This is a genomic window from Kitasatospora sp. NPDC043949, from assembly GCF_056435365.1.
This window is the reverse complement of record NZ_JBWKEQ010000037.1, coordinates 22,167-37,504: the sequence shown is the minus strand read 5'-3', so window position 1 is coordinate 37,504 and position 15,338 is coordinate 22,167. Positions and strand designations below refer to the sequence as shown.

The window sequence follows — 15,338 nt, the reverse complement described above, 5'->3', positions numbered from 1 at the left end:
TGGTCCAGACCGGTCCGCGGCCTACGCACCGTCCGCCAGGCAGCCCCGACGGGCCGCCCCGGTTGCCGGAGGTGACACTCCGTCGAAGGATGGAGGGGTGACCCCGCCCGGCTACCTCCGCTACCCCCACCTGCACGGCGGGCTGCTCGCCTTCACCGCCGAGGACGACATCTGGATCGCCCCGCTCGACGCCGACGGCGCCGCCGGCCGGGCCTGGCGGGTCAGCTGCGACCGCACCCGGGTCAGCCACCCCCGCTTCTCCCCCGACGGCCGCACCCTCGCCTGGACCAGCTGGCTGAACCTGACCCCCGAGGTGTGGACCGCCCCCGTCGAGGGCGGCGAGGCCGAACGGCTCAGCCACTGGGGCAGCCAGGACACCCGGGTGCGCGGCTGGCTGCCGGACGGCGAGGTGCTCGCCGTCACCTCCTACCACGAGCCGTTCGGCCACTACACCTGGGCGCACGCCCTGCCGCCCGACGGCTCCCCCGGCCACCGGATGCCCTGGGGCCCCGTCGGCGACGCCCAGATGAGCCGCGAACGCACCGTGCTGCTCACCGGCGCCGCCCCGCACGAGCCCGCCGCCTGGAAGCGCTACCGGGGCGGCGCCACCGGCCGGCTCTGGGCGGACGGCGAACAGATCCTGGCCGGCCACCCCGGCCACCTCGCCTCCCCCATGCCCGTCGCCGGGCGGATCGCCTTCCTCTCCGACCACGAGGGCATCGGCAACGTCTACTCCTGCCGCCCCGACGGCACCGACCTGCGCCGGCACACCGACCACGCCTCCTACTACGCCCGCGAGGCCGCCACCGACGGCACCCGGATCGTCTACCAGCACGCCGGCGACCTCTGGCTGCTGGACGGCCTGGACGCCCCCGCCCCGCGCCGGCTCGCCGTCCCGCTCGGCGGCGCCCGGGCCGGCCGCCGCCCGTACCAGGTCAGCGCCGCCTCCCAGGTCAAGGACCTGGCCTGCGACCAGAGCGGCCGGGCCGGGGTGATCACCGTGCGCGGCAGCCAGTACTGGCTCACCCACAAGGACGGCCCGGCCCGCGCGCTCGCCGACACCCCCGGGGTGCGGACCCGGCTGCCGGTGATCCTCGGACACACCGGCGAGGCCGCCTGGATCACCGACGCCGAGGGCGCCGACGCGATCGAGGTGATGCCGCTGCCGGGGCACGAGGAAACGGAGAAGCACCGCCACCGGGTGCTCGCCGCCGACCGGATCGGCCGCGTCCTGGAACTCACCGCCTCCCCCGACGGCGCCCACCTCGCCGTCGCCGCCTCCGACGGGCGGCTGCTGCTGGTCGCCGCCGCCGACGGCGCCGTCCGCGAACTCGCCGCCTCCGGCTACGGGCCGGTCTCCAGCGCCCGCTTCTCCCCCGACTCGCACTGGATCGCCTGGTCCCAGCCGGTGGCCGGGCGCTCGCTGCGCCGGATCCGGCTCACCCGCACCGAAGCACCCGGGCCGGTCACCGAAGTCACCGACGGCCGCTTCGAGGACGAGCAGCCGGTGTTCACCCGGGACGGCCGCTACCTGGCCTTCCTGTCCTGGCGCGGCTTCGACCCCGTCCACGACGTGCACACCGGCGACCTCTCCTTCCCGCTCGGCTGCCGCCCCTACCTCGTCCCGCTCACCGCCGACACGCCGTCCCCGTTCGCCGCGCCCGCCGAGGACGGCGCCCCGCGCGGCAACGGCGGCGGCGACGGCACCGTCCGCGTCGACCCGCAGGGCATCGGCGAGCGGCTGCTGCAGTTCCCGGTGATCGCCTCCAAGTACTCGGCCACCGACGCGGTGCGCGGCGGCCTGGTCTGGCTGCGCTGGCCGATCTCCGGCACCCTCGGGCAGACCTTCGCCAGCCCCGACGACACCTCCGGCCGCCCCTCGCTGGAGTACTTCGACCTCGCCCGGGGCACCCGCACCACCCTGGTCGACAAGCTGGACGGCTACGCCGTCTCCGGGGACGGCGGCTCGATCGCGGTCTACTCGGCCGGGACCCTGCGGATCGTCCCGGTCACCGGTGGCGCCGGCAGCACCGTCGACCTGCGGCGGATCACCCACACCGTGCACCCCGCCGCCGAGTGGCGCCAGGCCTACCACGAGGCCGCCCTGATCGTCCGGGACCAGTTCTGGGACGAGCGGATGTCCGGCCTGGACTGGCCCGCCCTGACCGCCCAGTACGAGCCGCTGCTGGACCGGGTCTGCTCACCCGACGACTTCGCCGACCTGCTGCGCGAACTCCTCGGCGAACTCGGCACCTCGCACGCCTACGTCACCCCGTCCCGGCGCGCCGAAGGGCCCTCGCTCGGCCAGCAGCCGCTCGGCCTGCTCGGCGCCAACGCGCACCGCTCCCCCGACGGACGCTGGCTGGTCGAGCGGGTGCTGCCCGGCGAGACCTCCGACCCGCGCGCCCGCGCCCCGCTCGCCGCCCAGGGCGTCCGGGACGGCGACGAACTGCTCGCCGTCGGCGGCCGCCCGGTGGACCCGGTGCGCGGCCCGCTGCCGCTGCTGGCCGGCACCGGCGGCACCACCGTCGAACTGGCCCTGCGTAGCAGCCCGGACGGCCCGGTACGGCGGATCACCGTCACCCCGCTGACCGACGAACGGGCCGTCCGCTACCAGGACTGGGTGACCAAACGCCGCCTCCTGGTCCGGGAGTTCAGCGACGGCCGGTGCGGCTACCTACACATCCCGGACCTCGGCGGCTCCGGCTGGGCGCAGTTCAACCGCGACCTGCGGCGCGAGCTGGACAAGCCCGCACTCGTCCTGGACGTGCGCGGCAACGCCGGCGGCAACGTCTCCGAACTGGTCCTGGAGAAACTCACCCGGCACGTCCTCGCCTGGGACTTCGGCCGGGACCGCCAGCCGGTCCGCTGGCCCCGACACGCACTGCGCGGCCCGCTCGTGGCGCTCGCCGACGAGGCGACCAGCTCGGACGGCGACGTGGTCATCGCGGCGATCAAGCTGCTCGGCCTCGGCCCCGTCGTCGGCAACCGGACCTGGGGCGGGGTCGTCGGGATGACCGGGCGGCACACCCTCGGCGACGGCACCCGGATCTCGGTGCCCAAGAACGCCTCCTGGTTCGAAGGCGGACTCGGCTGGTCGGTGGAGAACCGCGGCGTCGAACCGGACGTGCACGTGCTGCGCACCCCGCGCGACTGGGCCCGCGGGCGCCACCCCGAGCTGGTCGCCGCCGTCCAGCTGGCGCTGGACCTGCTGGAGGACGCGCCCGCCGCGGCTCCCCCGCCGGAGGACACCCCCCGGCCGGATCTGCGACGCCCGCCGCTGCCGCCGCGGGCGCGGTGACCTGGGGGCTTGGGGCTTGGGGCTTGGGGGTCTTCTGGGGTTTCAGCCCCAGGGGTCGCCCTCGGCCGTCATGTTCTCGGCCGCGCGCCGGTCGGCCTCGTCCTGGGCGGCACGCCGCTCCGACTCGCGGGCCTCCTGGGTCTCGCGGGCCCGCTCGATCTCGGGACTGTACGCGTCCACGGCCTCGTCGTGGGCGATGGCGGCACGCTCGGCGGCGTCCTGCCCGGTCGCCTCGTGCGCCTTGTGGCGGAACCTGTCGAAGATGCCCATGACTCCTCCTCCGAACGGATACCGGGCTTCCCCCACTCTCACACCGGGCACCCGGAGTCGCACGTTGAGCCTTTGGTCCCTGGTGAACGCGCCCAACGGCCGTGGCGCGGAGGCGGGCACCCGGCGCAGATTGGAGCCGTCGGCCGAACTGACGCCACCGTCTGGAGCCCACCGTGACCGTCGCACCTTCCGCCCGCCAAGCCCGTCGCACCGCCGAGGACCCCCACGACGGGCCGCGCCGGCGGGTCGGGCCGCTGGCCGCGCTGGACGGGCGGCTGCCCGGCACCCACGACCTGCTGCTGATGCAGTGCCCCAGTTCGCTGCGCCCGCTGGCGGGCGGCGAGCTGCCGGACTGGACGCGGGCCGTGCTGCGGGTGCACCCCTGGGTGACGGTCGGCCGGGCCCCCTCCCTGGTCGGCACCCCGGCGGACGTGCCGCACCCGCAGCGCTGCACCCGGGACCCGGAGGCCGCCCCCGAGCAGTGGATCCCGGTGATCGTGCGCGGGCCACGCCCCGGACAGCGGCTGGACGCGCTGGCGCCCTGGGCCGCGGTGGCCCGGACGCTGCGGCCCGAGCAGCTGGCCGGGCGGTGCGGGCGGCTGGACCCCGAGCGGGTCGCCGGGATTCCGGCGCTGGCCCTGCTGCCGGCGGTCGGCCGGCTGGTCGCGGACCACCGGCTGTCCTGGGGCCCGATCGGCGCGGTCGGCTACGAGCTGGGCACCGGCGTGCCGGTCGCCGGACCGCTGAGCCCGCTGCGACTGGTCCTGCGCACCCCGCACCCGATCAGCCGCCGGGACGCGCTGCAACTGCGGCGGGCGCTGAGCAGGCTGTCGGTCCCGGTGCAGGCCGAACTGGAGACCCGCTACGGCTCGGTGCAGCTCGCCGAGTACGCGGCCTCGCCGTACACCCTCACCCTGCTGACTCCGGACGGGCCCCGGGAGGTCCGCGACCCGTGGTTCCCGCGCGGCCCGTTCGTCTGAGCCGTCGTAATTAGTTGGGACGGTTGGGCGGTCGGGGCGCCGCCCGAGGTCGGCGGCGGGGCGCCGGGGCGAGGTGGAGTCCGGCCACTGCCTCGGACAGCTCGGCGTGCAGGGCGTCCCGGGCGGCCTCGTCGCAGGTCTGCCGGATGTGCCATTCCTCGGCGAGTGTCCGTTCCACCGCCGCGACCGCTCGGCGCCGTTCAGGGCTGAGCCACAGGACCGGCGGCGCGAACTGGAGGTGTGCACCCCAGAGCCACAAGCAGGTGACCCGAGCCTTACGCATCAGGCCGAGGAACGCGCGCCCGAACATCGGCATCGCGGTTCACCACCTTCCGGACTTTCCGGCGACCGAGGACGACGAGGGGCTCCTCGAACGGCTGGTTCGCCAGGTAGCCCGACGACCAGGCGACGCCCCACCGGGCGCAGTTCGGGCAGTTCCACGTCCGTCCGGCCGCGTTGGCGTCGTTGAGCAGATCGACCGGGGCGCAGCAGTCCGGTGCGGGGCAGGTCGGAGGGTCGGTCATCGGCGGCGGTCCCGGCTGAGTCGCCGCCGGGTGGCCCGCCGGATGATCGGTTCGGACGCGACGACGCCGAACATGAGGACTACGGCCAACACGTCGACGCCGAGCGCCGGTTGGCGCTTCACGCGGTCCGACCACGGGGCTCGGCGGGGACGCCCATGTAGACGACGTCCCTGCCGGTCGTCCCGTCCTCGACCAACTCGCCGACCTGCGGGCGGTAGAGCGGCCCGGTCGGGGACTCCTTGCTCACCACAGCTGACTCCGTTCCGTAGTTTAATGACTACCCGGGGTCGCCACTGTCCTCTAGCATTGGACGTCCTTCAACCTCTCAAACGTGCTTGGAGAGTGGTTCATGAACAAGGCCGAGCTGGACCCCGACTCGTCTCCAGCCGCAGAGTTCGGTGCGTTCCTCCGCAGCTCACGAGAGGAACGGGGTTGGCGGCAGGAAGATTTGGCGAGCGCCATCGGCTATTCACCCACGCACGTGTCAGCCGTGGAAACTGGTCGACGTCCCCCAACACCGCGCCTGGCTCGCGAACTTGACAAAGCCTTCGGATGGGATCGCGTGTTCGCCCGCAAGGCGCTCGACCTCAAGACCTCGGCGCTCCTCGAAGGCTTCCCGGAGTACGTCGCGCACGAGTCAAGGGCGGTGGAACTGAGACTGTTCACCTTGGGTATCGTGCCGGGGCTGCTTCAGACCATGGACTACGCACGGGCCATCGCGGCGGGCGCGCTCCGGCGGGGCAGCATCACGGAGGACCAGGCTGAGGAGCGGGTTGCCTACCTTGCGCGCCGACAGGCGAACTTGCGCCGGGAAACCCCTCCGCTGATCCACGTCGTCCTGGATGAGAGCTGCATCCGACGGCCGGTCGGCGGAAAGTCCATCATGGCCGCCCAGCTCGACGAGCTTGCAGCCTTCGCCCGGATGCCCAACACCGTTCTCCAGGTGGCTCCGTACGCCATAGGCGAGGAACGATCGTTCGATCTCCCGGTGAACATCATCACCCTTCCGGACCGATCGCTGATGTCCTACGCCGAATCAGCGCAACAAGGGAACCTGGAACGGGACAGCGGCGCAGTACCGCCGATCCTCACGGCCTACTATCAGCTACAGGCCCTCGCACTCTCACAAGCCGAGTCTGTGGCCCTGATCAGCCAGCTGAGAGAGGAACTACCGTGACCGCCGAGCCTCAGTGGTTCAAGTCTTCGTACAGCAGCAACGGCGGCGACTGCATCGAGGTCGCGGGGAACTTGATCCCGTCCGGGACCGTCCCCGTCCGAGACTCCAAGGACACCGACGGCCCGGCCCTCCTCTTCGCGACCGAGGCCTGGCAGTCCTTCGTCTCCGCCCTCCGAGCCGGCGAGTTCGACACCGCCTGACGCCCGGTCTGAGCACAAGGGTCAGATCGGCAGGTTCCAGCCCGGTCCGTCCGCACTTCCGATCCAGACCCGCTGCCCGGCCGCCGAGACCGTCATGCCGAACCCCTCCTGGTGCGGCTCGCCGGCCCGCTGCCAGGCTTCGACGGCGTTCTCCACCTGGTCCCAGAGCCGGAGCGGGCCACGCTGAACCACGGCCCATCCCCCGTCAGGGTTGGACATGGTCCGGGCCTGCGATCCGGTGGCCACGTCGGAGAGGATCTGGTGCCCGCCGGCTCCCATCCGTTCGGCCGAGGGCGCCGCGAGCTGGGCGACCCAACTGCCGGTCCACGTGCCGATGACCTCGGGGTCGATCCGCGACGGACGTTCGTCCCCCGGAAGCAGCGAGAGGCTTTGGCGTGGCGGGCGGTCGTGCGGGCGGGCGATCATGAAGCTGGTGTAGCCGGGCATGAACAGCCCCGTCCCCTCTCCCGGGGCCGTCACGACCAGCCGCACGAGTCCGAACCCGAGCCCCCACCCGGACAGGGTGGCCAGGATGACGCCGCCGGGCTTCACCTGGTGCAGCCAGCGGGGTGGCAGGTACCGGACCGCACAGGTGGCGATCAGCCGGTCGTACTCGCCCCCGTCCGGGTCGCCGAGCAGCCCGTCACCGATGACCAGCCGGGGAGCGAACCCCGCCGCCTTGATCGCGGCAGCGGCAGTGGCGCCGACCGCCGGGTCGTACTCGATGCTGGTCAGGTTGGCGTCCCCGAGGCGGTGCGCGCCGAGGGCGGTCGAGTAGCCGGTCCCCGTGCCGATCTCCAGCACCCGGTGCCCGGTCTCGGCGCCGAGCTGGTGCCACATGCGCAGCACCAGCGACGGCAAGGTGGACGATGACGACGGAGTCCCGATCACCGCCCCCTCGGCCACGTTCTCGGGGCGGGTCCGCCCGTCGAGCTGGGTGACCAGCGTCTCGTTCGAGTAGACCTGCTCCAGCCAACCAGGGTCGGTCCTGTGCACCGGGCGGTACGCGGTCGGATTGCTTCCCGGGACCGCCGCGAAGAACGATCCGACGAACAGTTCCCGGGGCACCGCCAACGCGGCGGCCCTCCAGGCCGGATCGTCGACCGCGTCGTCCCCGGTGAGCCCGTCCACCAGGGCGGCGCGGAGCTGAGCCGATGCGCTCACGAGTCGGGGCCCTTCTCCAGTTGGTCGGCGATGGCGTGGGCAATCGCCGAAGCGGTGTCGACACCCTGCCAGGCCCATTGGCCGTTGGGGTTGTACTCAAGGAAGTACCAGTCACCTGCGGCGGTCACCGCGAAGTCGAACGCACCGTAAACCAAGCGGAGTTCGTTCAGATAAGCGATCACAGAGCGCGCAACGGGCCCGGGCACTTCGATCGGCGTACACGTCATCAGGTCTTGACGCTCGCGCCAGTCGAGATCGGGACTGCCGATCCGGACACCGAACAACCGGTCACCCACGGCGGTCACCCGCACGTCGAACGACTTGGACACGGCGGCTTGGAACATGTGCGGACACACGGACACGGCGTCGGTGATCTCGGCCGGATCGACTTCCCGTACCCACACCGTTTGCGCAGTGCCGTCGGGGGCTCGGTACCGGCTGTCCCACACCGGCTTGTAGACGGCTCCGCCGGACTGGTCGGCGCAGAACCGGCGCGCTTCGTCGGTATCGGCGGTGATGACCGTGTTCGGCACCAGGAAACCGCTCCGGCCCGCCACGACAAGCTGTGCGGGCTTGTACTCCGCGTTCCGGATGTGCCACGGGTGATTGACGTAGTGGGCGTCGGGAAGCGACGCGAAGATGCCGCCAGCACCCCAAAATGCTTGCGCACTGGTGAACTTGGACGCGTGTTCGTCCAGTCCCGGCGGCGCCCGGTAGGGCGAGGGCCGGCGGACCCAGACCGACCGCACCCGAGTGAGGTCGAGTTCCCGGCTTGATGTGCGGAGAGTGCCCCGCTGCTCGCTCCTGCTGTAGTGGGCGGTCAGCGAGGCACCCCCGAGCAGATCGGCACCGGGGTCCACCCGGACGACCGGGACTCGGCGCTCGGCCAGGATGCGGAGCACCACATCGGCCGTCACGTCGTGCGCGTTGGTCAGGACCAGGACAGCCCGGTGTCGATCCTGCGCCATGTCAGCCGGCGCCCTGGTCCTGGTCGTTCGCTGGCATGCTGTCCATGTCGGTGGGTGCGCTCTGCCCGCCGCTCTGCCCGTCACCGCCGCCCGTGTTCGTGGGCGTGCTGGTCTCCGTGCTGGTGCCGTGCGCCCCCATCTCGACCTTGCGACCCTGATCGTCCACGAACACGGCAACCTGCGTTTCGGGGTCGATCACGGCCGAGACGGCAGGGACCGAGCGGGTGTCCGGGTACGGACCCATTCGGGTCGTGCCCCACGGTGCGGTTGTCATCTGTGCTGCGCCTCCATGTTCTTCGTTGCCGTGCTCTTCCACGGCCCGAGCAACACCAACGACGGTAGGGAGAAGCCACGCCCGGCCTCAACGAAGTTGCGAGATATTGCGCCGATTCACCCGAGAGTGTCGAGCGCGGCTGTGATCACGGCGCGAGCCGCGTCCCCGTAGACGGCCGCTTCGGACAGCTGGACGAACGCCTTGGCGTAGTCGGCCAGTTCGCGAGGCTGCCTGACGTTGATCTCGGCTGTCAGGGTCTCCACCACGGCGTGCCGGTCATCGAACAAGTAGAACGCTTCCAGCGGCCAGACGGTGCGCTGGGCGGTGAACGGAACGATCCCGAGGGAGACGGTGGCGAGCGGCCCCACGGTGAGCAGGTGCCGAAGCTGGCCACGCATCACCTCGGTATCGCCGATGCGGTACCTCAGCACTGACTCCTCCATCGACACCACGAACCGGCGGCCGCCCTCGTACAGGAACCGGCTGCGGGCCACGCGGGCGGCAACGGCCTCTGTCACGTCGTCGGGAGTTCCCTGGAACTGCGTGATGGAGCGCATCAAGGCCGTGGCGTAGGCCGGCGTCTGGAAGAATCCGGGCACGACGTTGGACACGTACACCCGGCACAGACGGGCCCGCTCGTTCAGCGCGTAGACGTCCTCCTGGACCTTGCGCATGCCGTTGCGCTGGAGCCGACGCCACTCCATGTACATCGACTCCACCGCGCGCGCCGTGGCAATGAGGTCTTGCACCTGTTCCTCGGCGCCACAGGCGATGCACCAGGCCCGAACGTCCGCATCGGAAGGGGCCGTTTTCGCGGAGAGGATGCGCGAGGTCTTCGCCGGGTGCCATCCACACCGGGCAGACAGTTCTTGCCCCTTGAGGCCGGCGTCCAGCATCAGCTCGCGCAGACGCGCGGCAACGGCGGCGCGGGCGGCCTGCGCGCTGGATGAGGGAGAAGCGGGCATGAACTGGCTGTCCGGTGGGATATCGCAGAGGTCAGACGGTGTATTCCGGGTGGTCGATGCCCCGCGCCCAGACGGCTTCGAAGGCCGAGACGCAGAGCTTCACCACCGCCGGGTCCTCGGACAGTTCATATTTGGGGTCGGCCCAGTCCCCGACGCCGGTGAAGTGGTTGAACTCGACCAACCGGCCGTCGAAGACCCAGAAGTCATTGCCCGGTAGTGCGATGTCCGACGCCCGGCGGCGCGGAAGCCAACGGACCTGTTCGCCGGCCGCGACGTTCACGGCGGTCCCGGCGTGCTCGAAGCGGATGTAGTCGGTCACCGGCTCCGAAACGATCCGGGCCCTGCGCATGACCACGCCCCGGCTGACGGCCTCCCGGACGAGAGGCACCCACCCGGCCCAGCCCTCGGACTCGGGGTCGAGATCGGGGTGGACGCCGCTCCGCTGGAAGCGTGCGAAGTCCGTCGACTCATCGCCCACGCCGTACCAGTCACGCATCTCCAGGTGCACGGCCGAGTGTTGCGCGGCCTTGAGCAGGTCAGAGAAGTCCGGAACGTTCTGCGTCATCGAGTGCCTTCCTAATGATCGCCGCCATGCGGAGCGGGATACGGACCACGGCCTCACCCTCGGGGACGCCGATCGTGTGGCCAGGAACCCACTCGGTCGTGCTGACCTCGGTCAGCAGTTCCTCCCTGGGCTTCCAGCCCTGGAACACCAGCTCCCGCTCGTGGTCGTCCACCCACACCGTCGGCGATCCGTTCCCCTGGGTCTCGGGGTCCATCCCGTTGAACCGTAGTGCCATCGGGTCCTCCCGTGCCAAGCCGGTTGCGCGTCCTTGCATTACCGTTCCGCAGAGATGACGGACATTCAAGAGCGCAAGGGGAGCAGGCCGGCGCATTCGGAGCGGGTCCGACGCATCTCGCAAGCGGCACATCCCTTGCGAGTGGAAGGCAGTAAGAGAATGGGCGAGTTCACTCCTGAGGCCGCCGAAGCGCTGAAAACCGCGGCGGCCATCTGCGGACCGCTGGAGCTGGAGGAGATCAGCAACCGGCGGGGCTCGGCGGTCTGGAAGGCGACCGGTCCGCGGCGCGTCGCGAGTATCAAGCTCGGCACCGGCGAGGCCGCCGAGGTCACCGCGCGGGAAGCCTCGGTGCTGGACCAGCTCCCCGGCTACACCGTGACCGCCGGCCGGTTCGACGGCGGCGTCTGGTTCGTCACCCCGTGGCTGGTCGGACCGTCCACCTGGCAGGCCCTCCGCCCCCTGCGCAAGGGCGAAGGAGGGCGGGACGAGGCCCTGGCCGCTGCGGTCGGGCTGTGCCGCGCCGTGGCAGACCTCCACGCCGAAGGGTGGGTGCACGGAGACCTCCAGCCCCAGCACGGCATCCACGGTGGCGACGGGACCGTGCGACTCCGCCGTCCGATCCCCCTGTTCGGTCCGCCCAAGACCCCACTGCCCGGCGAGGCGGGTAGTGGGGTCTCCGTCCATGTAGCAACGACCGTCAGCCGGTGACGCTGGGGGTGCCCGTCTCCAGGTGGCCGGTGAAGCGCTGGGACCAGCCGGCGTCCGCGTCCACCGTCACCGTGAAGTCGTACCAGCCGTTGTTATAGGCCACGGCGTTGAAGAAATCGGTGACGTTGCCGCCGGCGGGGACCTGGTACGTCCAGGGGCCGTCCGTCCGGTAGTTGTTGGAGGCGATGGTGAAGGTCAGCGGCGTCGTACCGGAGTTGGCGAGCTTGAAGTAGACCGCCAGCTTGCCCGTCCCCGGCTCGACCGCGTACGAGGCGGTGACGGCCGCGTTCTTGCCGGCCTTGGTGGCGTCGCCCTTGAAGCGGCGCAGGAAGCGGTTGGGGCCGACGACGGTGAGGTCGTAGGGGCCACCGCCGAAGTTGGTGCCGCAGTTGAAGAAGTCGCTGGTGGTGCCGCCCGGGTCGACGGTGTACTGCCAGGGGCCGCCGCTGCGGTAGGCGTTGGCGTAGGCGGCGAAGTGGGCGGACTTCGCCGCTGCCGCGCCCCCGTTGTCCATCGTGATCCAGACCTTCATCACCCCGCCGGAGCCGAACTCCAGGTGGTCCAGGTTGGCGTTCGGCTGGTACGGCAGGGCGCGGGCCGGCCGGGTGCCGGTCTCCTGGATCGGCAGCTGGTTGTTGACCGGGGCCGGGTTGGGCAGCGGGCCGCACGCCGACAGGCCGATGGTCTGCGAGGTGTCGGGCAGCCCGGGCAGGCCGTAGACCGGGTTGGCGAAGTCGAACGCGCTGGTCAGGTCGCCGCAGACGCGGCGGCGCCAGTCGCTGATGTTCCGGCATTGCGCGGGCGTGCCGAGGGCGGCCGTCCAGGTCTCCAGGAAGCGCAGCACGGAGGTGTGGTCGAAGGTCTCGGAGTTGACCCAGCCGCCGCGGGTCCAGGGCGAGACGGCGATCATGGGGACGCGGAAGCCGAGGCCGATGTTGGTGCCGTTGTAGAACTCGCCCGGGGTGCCGGCGGGGGCGGCCGGCGGCGGGACGTGGTCGAAGAAGCCGTCGTTCTCGTCGTAGTTGATGAACAGGACGGACGAGTTGAAGACGTTCGGGTCGGCGTTCAGCGCGTCGATCACCAGGTGGACGAAGTGCGCGCCGTCGGCCGGGGTGGCGTACGGGTGTTCGGAGGAGGCCTGGTCGGGGACGATCCAGGAGACCTGCGGGAGGGTGCCGTTCAGCACGTCGGCCCTGATCGCGGCGGCGATGTCGTCCGGGGTCCTGCCGGTGGCCTTGGGCACCGAGCCCATGCCCTTGACGGCCAGCGGGCTGCCGGCCGGGGCGCCGGAGAACTGGGTGAAGTACGCGAGGGCGTTGTCGCCGTAGTTGTCGGCGGCGTTCTGGTAGACCTTCCAGCTGACGCCTGCGCTCTCCAGCGCCTCCGCGTAGGTCTGCCAGCGCAGGCCCTTCTCGTCGCCGCCGTCGTACGCGGGGCCGCCGGCGCTGCCGGCCGGGTCGATCTGGCCGGACCAGTGGTAGGTGCGGTTGGGGCCGGTCGCGCTGAGCACGGAGCAGTGGTAGGCGTCGCAGATGGTCCAGTTCTCGGCCAGCGCGTAGTGGAACGGGATGTCCTGGCGGGTGAGGAAGCCGAGGGTGCGGACGTTGCCCTTGGCGGCGACCCAGGAGTCCATCTTGCCGCTGTTCCAGGCCTTGTGCTGATCGCTCCAGCCGTGGCTGAGGTCACCGTTGCATTGGGCGAGGCGCTCGGGGTCGGCGCCGCCGGCCGGCTTGGTCTGGCTGAACTGCCACGGGTACTGGCGGCCGAGCAGGCCGTTGGGCTGGTTGAAGACGCTGTAGCCGCCGGCTATCTGGATGGCGCTGCGGTCGGCGAAGCCGCGCACGCCGCGCAGCGTGCCGAAGTAGTGGTCGAAGCTGCGGTTCTCCTGCATCAGGATCACCACGTGCTGCACGTCGTTGATGGTGCCGGTCTGCTGGAGCGTGGCGGTGGAGGCCACCGCGGGCGCGCCGGGGGCGGCCCCTGCGGCGCTGGTGCCTGCCACGGCGAGTCCCGCCGCGGCGGCACCGGACAGCGTGACGAACTTCCTACGACTCAGCTCGGCCATCAGCCCGGCCCGTCCCTTCACTGGCGATCTGGCGATGTTGTGTACACAAGTCGGGGCTCATCGATCGCGCAGCATCTTCCACCCCGGCCGGAGGCGTCCACCAGATGCGCGCGGCAGGGTTGGCGGACTGTTCGTCCGGGTGTCACCGAGCGACGCCGGGCTGAACGGGCGGCGGAAACGCCGGGGAGGGACGGAGCGGGTGGCTGGTCAGCGGTCCTTGACCTCGATTCCCAGCGCTTGGGCGAACTGCGGCGCCAGCTCCAGCAGTTGGGTGGAGCTGATGACCGCGCCGCGCAGCCCCTGGTGGCCGTCCGCGAGTCCGAGCCGGGCGGCCCCGCGCAGGTCGGTCTTCTTCAGGGTGGCACCGCGCAGCCGGACCTCCTCCAGCGTGGAGCCGGGGAAGGACACCTCGGTCAGCTTGGCCTCGCCGAAGTCCACGTCGCGCAGCAGGCAGTCCTCGAACACGACGTCCCGCAGCACGGCCGCCCGCAGGTTGACCGCCTCCAGCTTGCAGCCGCGGAACACCACCCGGCGCAGCGCCGAGCCGTATCCGGCGACCCCGGCCAGCACGCCGCCGACGAAGGCGCTGTCCTGCCACTCGGTGTCGCTCAGGTCGCAGGCCACCCAGCGGCCGGCCTGCACCCAGACCTCGTTGAAGCGGGCCTGGCGCAGCTTGACCCCGCTGAGCGCGACCCCGGTGAAGGCGCACTCCAGGAACGCCGCCCCGGCCGCCGACTCGTCGGTGTGCTCGCCGCCGTCGAAGTGCGTGGTGTCGTACCGCTCGTCGCTGCGCAGCCGCCCGGTGTGGGGGCGGAGCAGGTCCGCGTACGGCAGGTCGGTGAGCTGGTCGGGGGCGGAACGCGGCATGGCGGCGGCACCTCACGGTCGGGGGCGAACGGGTCTCGCCCGAATGCTCGCACGCGGCACCGACAACGCCCCGGACCGGCCGCAGCGGACTGCGGCCGGGCCGAGGTGTGGTCCTCAGAAAGGTCAGCCGCGCGCCCAGAGGGAGTTGACGCGGCTGCGCTCGGTGCTGTTCGGGTACGGGTTGGTGCAGGAGGTGCCGGGGCCGCCGCCGGACATCAGCTCGCTGCACGGGCCGGAGTAGTGGTCCGGCAGGCCGAGCACGTGCCCGGTCTCGTGCGCGGTCACCCGGACCGAGTTGTACTGCCGGTTCTGCTGGTAGTCGAGGAAGACGTAGCCGCGCCCGTGGCCGTCGGTGCTGGCGTAGGAGCCGCGGCTGTCGTTGCCCTCGTAGTACGAGAAGTCGCCGCCCGAGCCGGCCCGCAGCTGGACGTTGCTGACCGAGCTGTTCCAGATCTGCGCGGCGTTGGCTATCTGGGTGCGGAAGGTCGGTGCCGAGCTGGCGTCGTAGGTGACGACGACGGTCGCCAGGTTCGGGCTGGCGGCCTGCTTGGCCTTCGCGGAGGCCATCACGGCCTGGAAGAACGCCTGGTTGTTCGCGGCCTCGGCGGCCGAACCGGCGTACGTCGAGGCGGTGTAGCCCTGGACGGCCGGGCCGGGGGTGGCGGCGGACGCGGCGGTGGCGGGCAGCACGGCGAGACCGGCCGCGAGGGCCAGGCCGAGGGTCGCGGACAGCACGGATCGCTTCATGTGGGGGCTCCGATTCCGGTGGTGCCGTGGCCGGTTGGGGGCCGGCCCTGGGGGACACCTGGTCAGCGGGTGATGTCCCCAGAGCTTCGGGCAGCCCGGCGGGCGGGCGGATGATGTCAACCCGCGATAGCTTCGATCAATACCCCTTGCGGAAAAGGGGTTTGAGATGTCTTTAACCGGCCTTGACTCGCGCGTGCCCCTGGCATTCCGCTCCACCGGCGGTTAGGCTCCCGATCGGGGAAGCAACCGAGCGGGGGGGGGGGGGGGGGGGGGGGGGGGGGGGGGGGGGGAGACGAGGAGGAGGGAGAGGACGGCTGGTAGGCAAGAA

17 protein-coding genes are annotated in these 15,338 nt (G+C 71.6%); 5 read left to right on the top strand and 12 right to left on the bottom strand.

The annotated features are described in order from the left end of the window. The first annotated feature begins 97 nt into the window (after positions 1-97). Positions 98-3,301 (top strand): S41 family peptidase, encoded by a 3,204-nt coding sequence (locus AC07AL_RS26780; protein WP_400811767.1) that lies wholly within the window; start codon positions 98-100, stop codon positions 3,299-3,301. Positions 3,302-3,343: 42 nt separating this feature from the next. On the opposite strand, the gene AC07AL_RS26775 is transcribed toward AC07AL_RS26780, so the two are convergent. After that, on the bottom strand, positions 3,344-3,571 hold the full coding sequence (locus AC07AL_RS26775) for a hypothetical protein (RefSeq protein ID WP_363583600.1): 228 nt from the start codon (positions 3,569-3,571) through the stop codon (positions 3,344-3,346). A 173-nt stretch (positions 3,572-3,744) separates the two neighbouring features. Between AC07AL_RS26775 and AC07AL_RS26770 the strand changes: the two genes are divergently transcribed. Then, positions 3,745-4,551, top strand: a complete 807-nt coding sequence (locus AC07AL_RS26770; RefSeq protein WP_363628159.1) for a phosphoribosyl-dephospho-CoA transferase MdcG domain-containing protein — start codon at positions 3,745-3,747, stop codon at positions 4,549-4,551. Between the two features lie 10 nt (positions 4,552-4,561). Here the strand turns inward: AC07AL_RS26770 and AC07AL_RS26765 are convergent, their stop codons facing one another. Then, the gene (locus AC07AL_RS26765) at positions 4,562-4,867 is read right to left on the bottom strand and encodes a hypothetical protein (RefSeq protein ID WP_478318447.1); all 306 of its coding nucleotides are present in this window, start codon (positions 4,865-4,867) and stop codon (positions 4,562-4,564) included. 326 nt (positions 4,868-5,193) lie between these two features. After that, positions 5,194-5,322 (bottom strand): hypothetical protein, encoded by a 129-nt coding sequence (locus tag AC07AL_RS26760; RefSeq protein WP_400811758.1) that lies wholly within the window; start codon positions 5,320-5,322, stop codon positions 5,194-5,196. A 102-nt stretch (positions 5,323-5,424) separates the two neighbouring features. On the opposite strand from AC07AL_RS26760, the gene AC07AL_RS26755 reads away from it, so the two are divergent. Together AC07AL_RS26755 and AC07AL_RS26750 are read left to right on the top strand one after the other, a co-directional pair. Continuing rightward, positions 5,425-6,252: a helix-turn-helix domain-containing protein gene (locus tag AC07AL_RS26755; RefSeq protein ID WP_363583608.1), complete on the top strand. Its 828-nt coding sequence runs from the start codon at positions 5,425-5,427 to the stop codon at positions 6,250-6,252. Further along, positions 6,249-6,452: a DUF397 domain-containing protein gene (locus AC07AL_RS26750; protein WP_363583610.1), complete on the top strand. Its 204-nt coding sequence runs from the start codon at positions 6,249-6,251 to the stop codon at positions 6,450-6,452. Before AC07AL_RS26755 ends, AC07AL_RS26750 begins: the two co-directional genes overlap by 4 nt. A gap of 21 nt (positions 6,453-6,473) precedes the next feature. On the opposite strand, the gene tgmC is transcribed toward AC07AL_RS26750, so the two are convergent. The 6 genes from tgmC to AC07AL_RS26720 form a co-directional block, all read right to left on the bottom strand. After that, the gene (gene tgmC, locus AC07AL_RS26745) at positions 6,474-7,616 is read right to left on the bottom strand and encodes an ATP-grasp peptide maturase system methyltransferase (protein WP_478318445.1); all 1,143 of its coding nucleotides are present in this window, start codon (positions 7,614-7,616) and stop codon (positions 6,474-6,476) included. Next, the gene (gene tgmB, locus AC07AL_RS26740; protein WP_478318443.1) at positions 7,613-8,584 is read right to left on the bottom strand and encodes an ATP-grasp ribosomal peptide maturase; all 972 of its coding nucleotides are present in this window, start codon (positions 8,582-8,584) and stop codon (positions 7,613-7,615) included. Before tgmB ends, tgmC begins: the two co-directional genes overlap by 4 nt. A gap of 1 nt (position 8,585) precedes the next feature. Further along, on the bottom strand, positions 8,586-8,858 hold the full coding sequence (tgmA, locus tag AC07AL_RS26735) for a putative ATP-grasp-modified RiPP (protein WP_363583616.1): 273 nt from the start codon (positions 8,856-8,858) through the stop codon (positions 8,586-8,588). Between the two features lie 116 nt (positions 8,859-8,974). Further along, positions 8,975-9,823 (bottom strand): helix-turn-helix domain-containing protein, encoded by an 849-nt coding sequence (locus AC07AL_RS26730; protein ID WP_363583618.1) that lies wholly within the window; start codon positions 9,821-9,823, stop codon positions 8,975-8,977. Between the two features lie 31 nt (positions 9,824-9,854). Continuing rightward, positions 9,855-10,388: a DUF6879 family protein gene (locus AC07AL_RS26725; protein WP_400811749.1), complete on the bottom strand. Its 534-nt coding sequence runs from the start codon at positions 10,386-10,388 to the stop codon at positions 9,855-9,857. After that, positions 10,360-10,623 (bottom strand): hypothetical protein, encoded by a 264-nt coding sequence (locus AC07AL_RS26720; protein WP_400844951.1) that lies wholly within the window; start codon positions 10,621-10,623, stop codon positions 10,360-10,362. Before AC07AL_RS26720 ends, AC07AL_RS26725 begins: the two co-directional genes overlap by 29 nt. A 159-nt stretch (positions 10,624-10,782) precedes the next feature. On the opposite strand from AC07AL_RS26720, the gene AC07AL_RS26715 reads away from it, so the two are divergent. Beyond that, positions 10,783-11,331 (top strand): serine/threonine-protein kinase, encoded by a 549-nt coding sequence (locus AC07AL_RS26715; protein ID WP_400986618.1) that lies wholly within the window; start codon positions 10,783-10,785, stop codon positions 11,329-11,331. On the opposite strand, the gene AC07AL_RS26710 is transcribed toward AC07AL_RS26715, so the two are convergent. From AC07AL_RS26710 to snpA, 3 genes are all read right to left on the bottom strand, one after another. Beyond that, entirely contained in the window at positions 11,321-13,396 is a 2,076-nt protein-coding gene (locus tag AC07AL_RS26710; protein ID WP_363619973.1) for a phosphocholine-specific phospholipase C, read from the bottom strand. The genes AC07AL_RS26715 and AC07AL_RS26710 overlap by 11 nt on opposite strands. 207 nt (positions 13,397-13,603) lie before the next feature. Beyond that, positions 13,604-14,263, bottom strand: a complete 660-nt coding sequence (locus AC07AL_RS26705; RefSeq protein ID WP_063349277.1) for a pentapeptide repeat-containing protein — start codon at positions 14,261-14,263, stop codon at positions 13,604-13,606. A gap of 123 nt (positions 14,264-14,386) precedes the next feature. Next, positions 14,387-15,010, bottom strand: a complete 624-nt coding sequence (gene snpA / locus AC07AL_RS26700; protein WP_350882593.1) for a snapalysin — start codon at positions 15,008-15,010, stop codon at positions 14,387-14,389. Positions 15,011-15,338 lie beyond the last annotated feature (328 nt).

Coding starts and splice junctions, on each gene's coding strand:
- snpA (WP_350882593.1), bottom strand. CDS start 15,010: ATGAAGCGATCCGTGCTGTCCGCGACCCTCGGCCTGGCCCTCGCGGCC.
- AC07AL_RS26730 (WP_363583618.1), bottom strand. CDS start 9,823: ATGCCCGCTTCTCCCTCATCCAGCGCGCAGGCCGCCCGCGCCGCCGTT.
- AC07AL_RS26710 (WP_363619973.1), bottom strand. CDS start 13,396: ATGGCCGAGCTGAGTCGTAGGAAGTTCGTCACGCTGTCCGGTGCCGCC.
- AC07AL_RS26725 (WP_400811749.1), bottom strand. CDS start 10,388: ATGACGCAGAACGTTCCGGACTTCTCTGACCTGCTCAAGGCCGCGCAA.
- AC07AL_RS26775 (WP_363583600.1), bottom strand. CDS start 3,571: ATGGGCATCTTCGACAGGTTCCGCCACAAGGCGCACGAGGCGACCGGG.
- AC07AL_RS26720 (WP_400844951.1), bottom strand. CDS start 10,623: ATGGCACTACGGTTCAACGGGATGGACCCCGAGACCCAGGGGAACGGA.
- AC07AL_RS26765 (WP_478318447.1), bottom strand. CDS start 4,867: ATGCCGATGTTCGGGCGCGCGTTCCTCGGCCTGATGCGTAAGGCTCGG.
- AC07AL_RS26755 (WP_363583608.1), top strand. CDS start 5,425: ATGAACAAGGCCGAGCTGGACCCCGACTCGTCTCCAGCCGCAGAGTTC.
- AC07AL_RS26705 (WP_063349277.1), bottom strand. CDS start 14,263: ATGCCGCGTTCCGCCCCCGACCAGCTCACCGACCTGCCGTACGCGGAC.
- tgmA (WP_363583616.1), bottom strand. CDS start 8,858: ATGACAACCGCACCGTGGGGCACGACCCGAATGGGTCCGTACCCGGAC.
- tgmB (WP_478318443.1), bottom strand. CDS start 8,584: ATGGCGCAGGATCGACACCGGGCTGTCCTGGTCCTGACCAACGCGCAC.
- AC07AL_RS26715 (WP_400986618.1), top strand. CDS start 10,783: ATGGGCGAGTTCACTCCTGAGGCCGCCGAAGCGCTGAAAACCGCGGCG.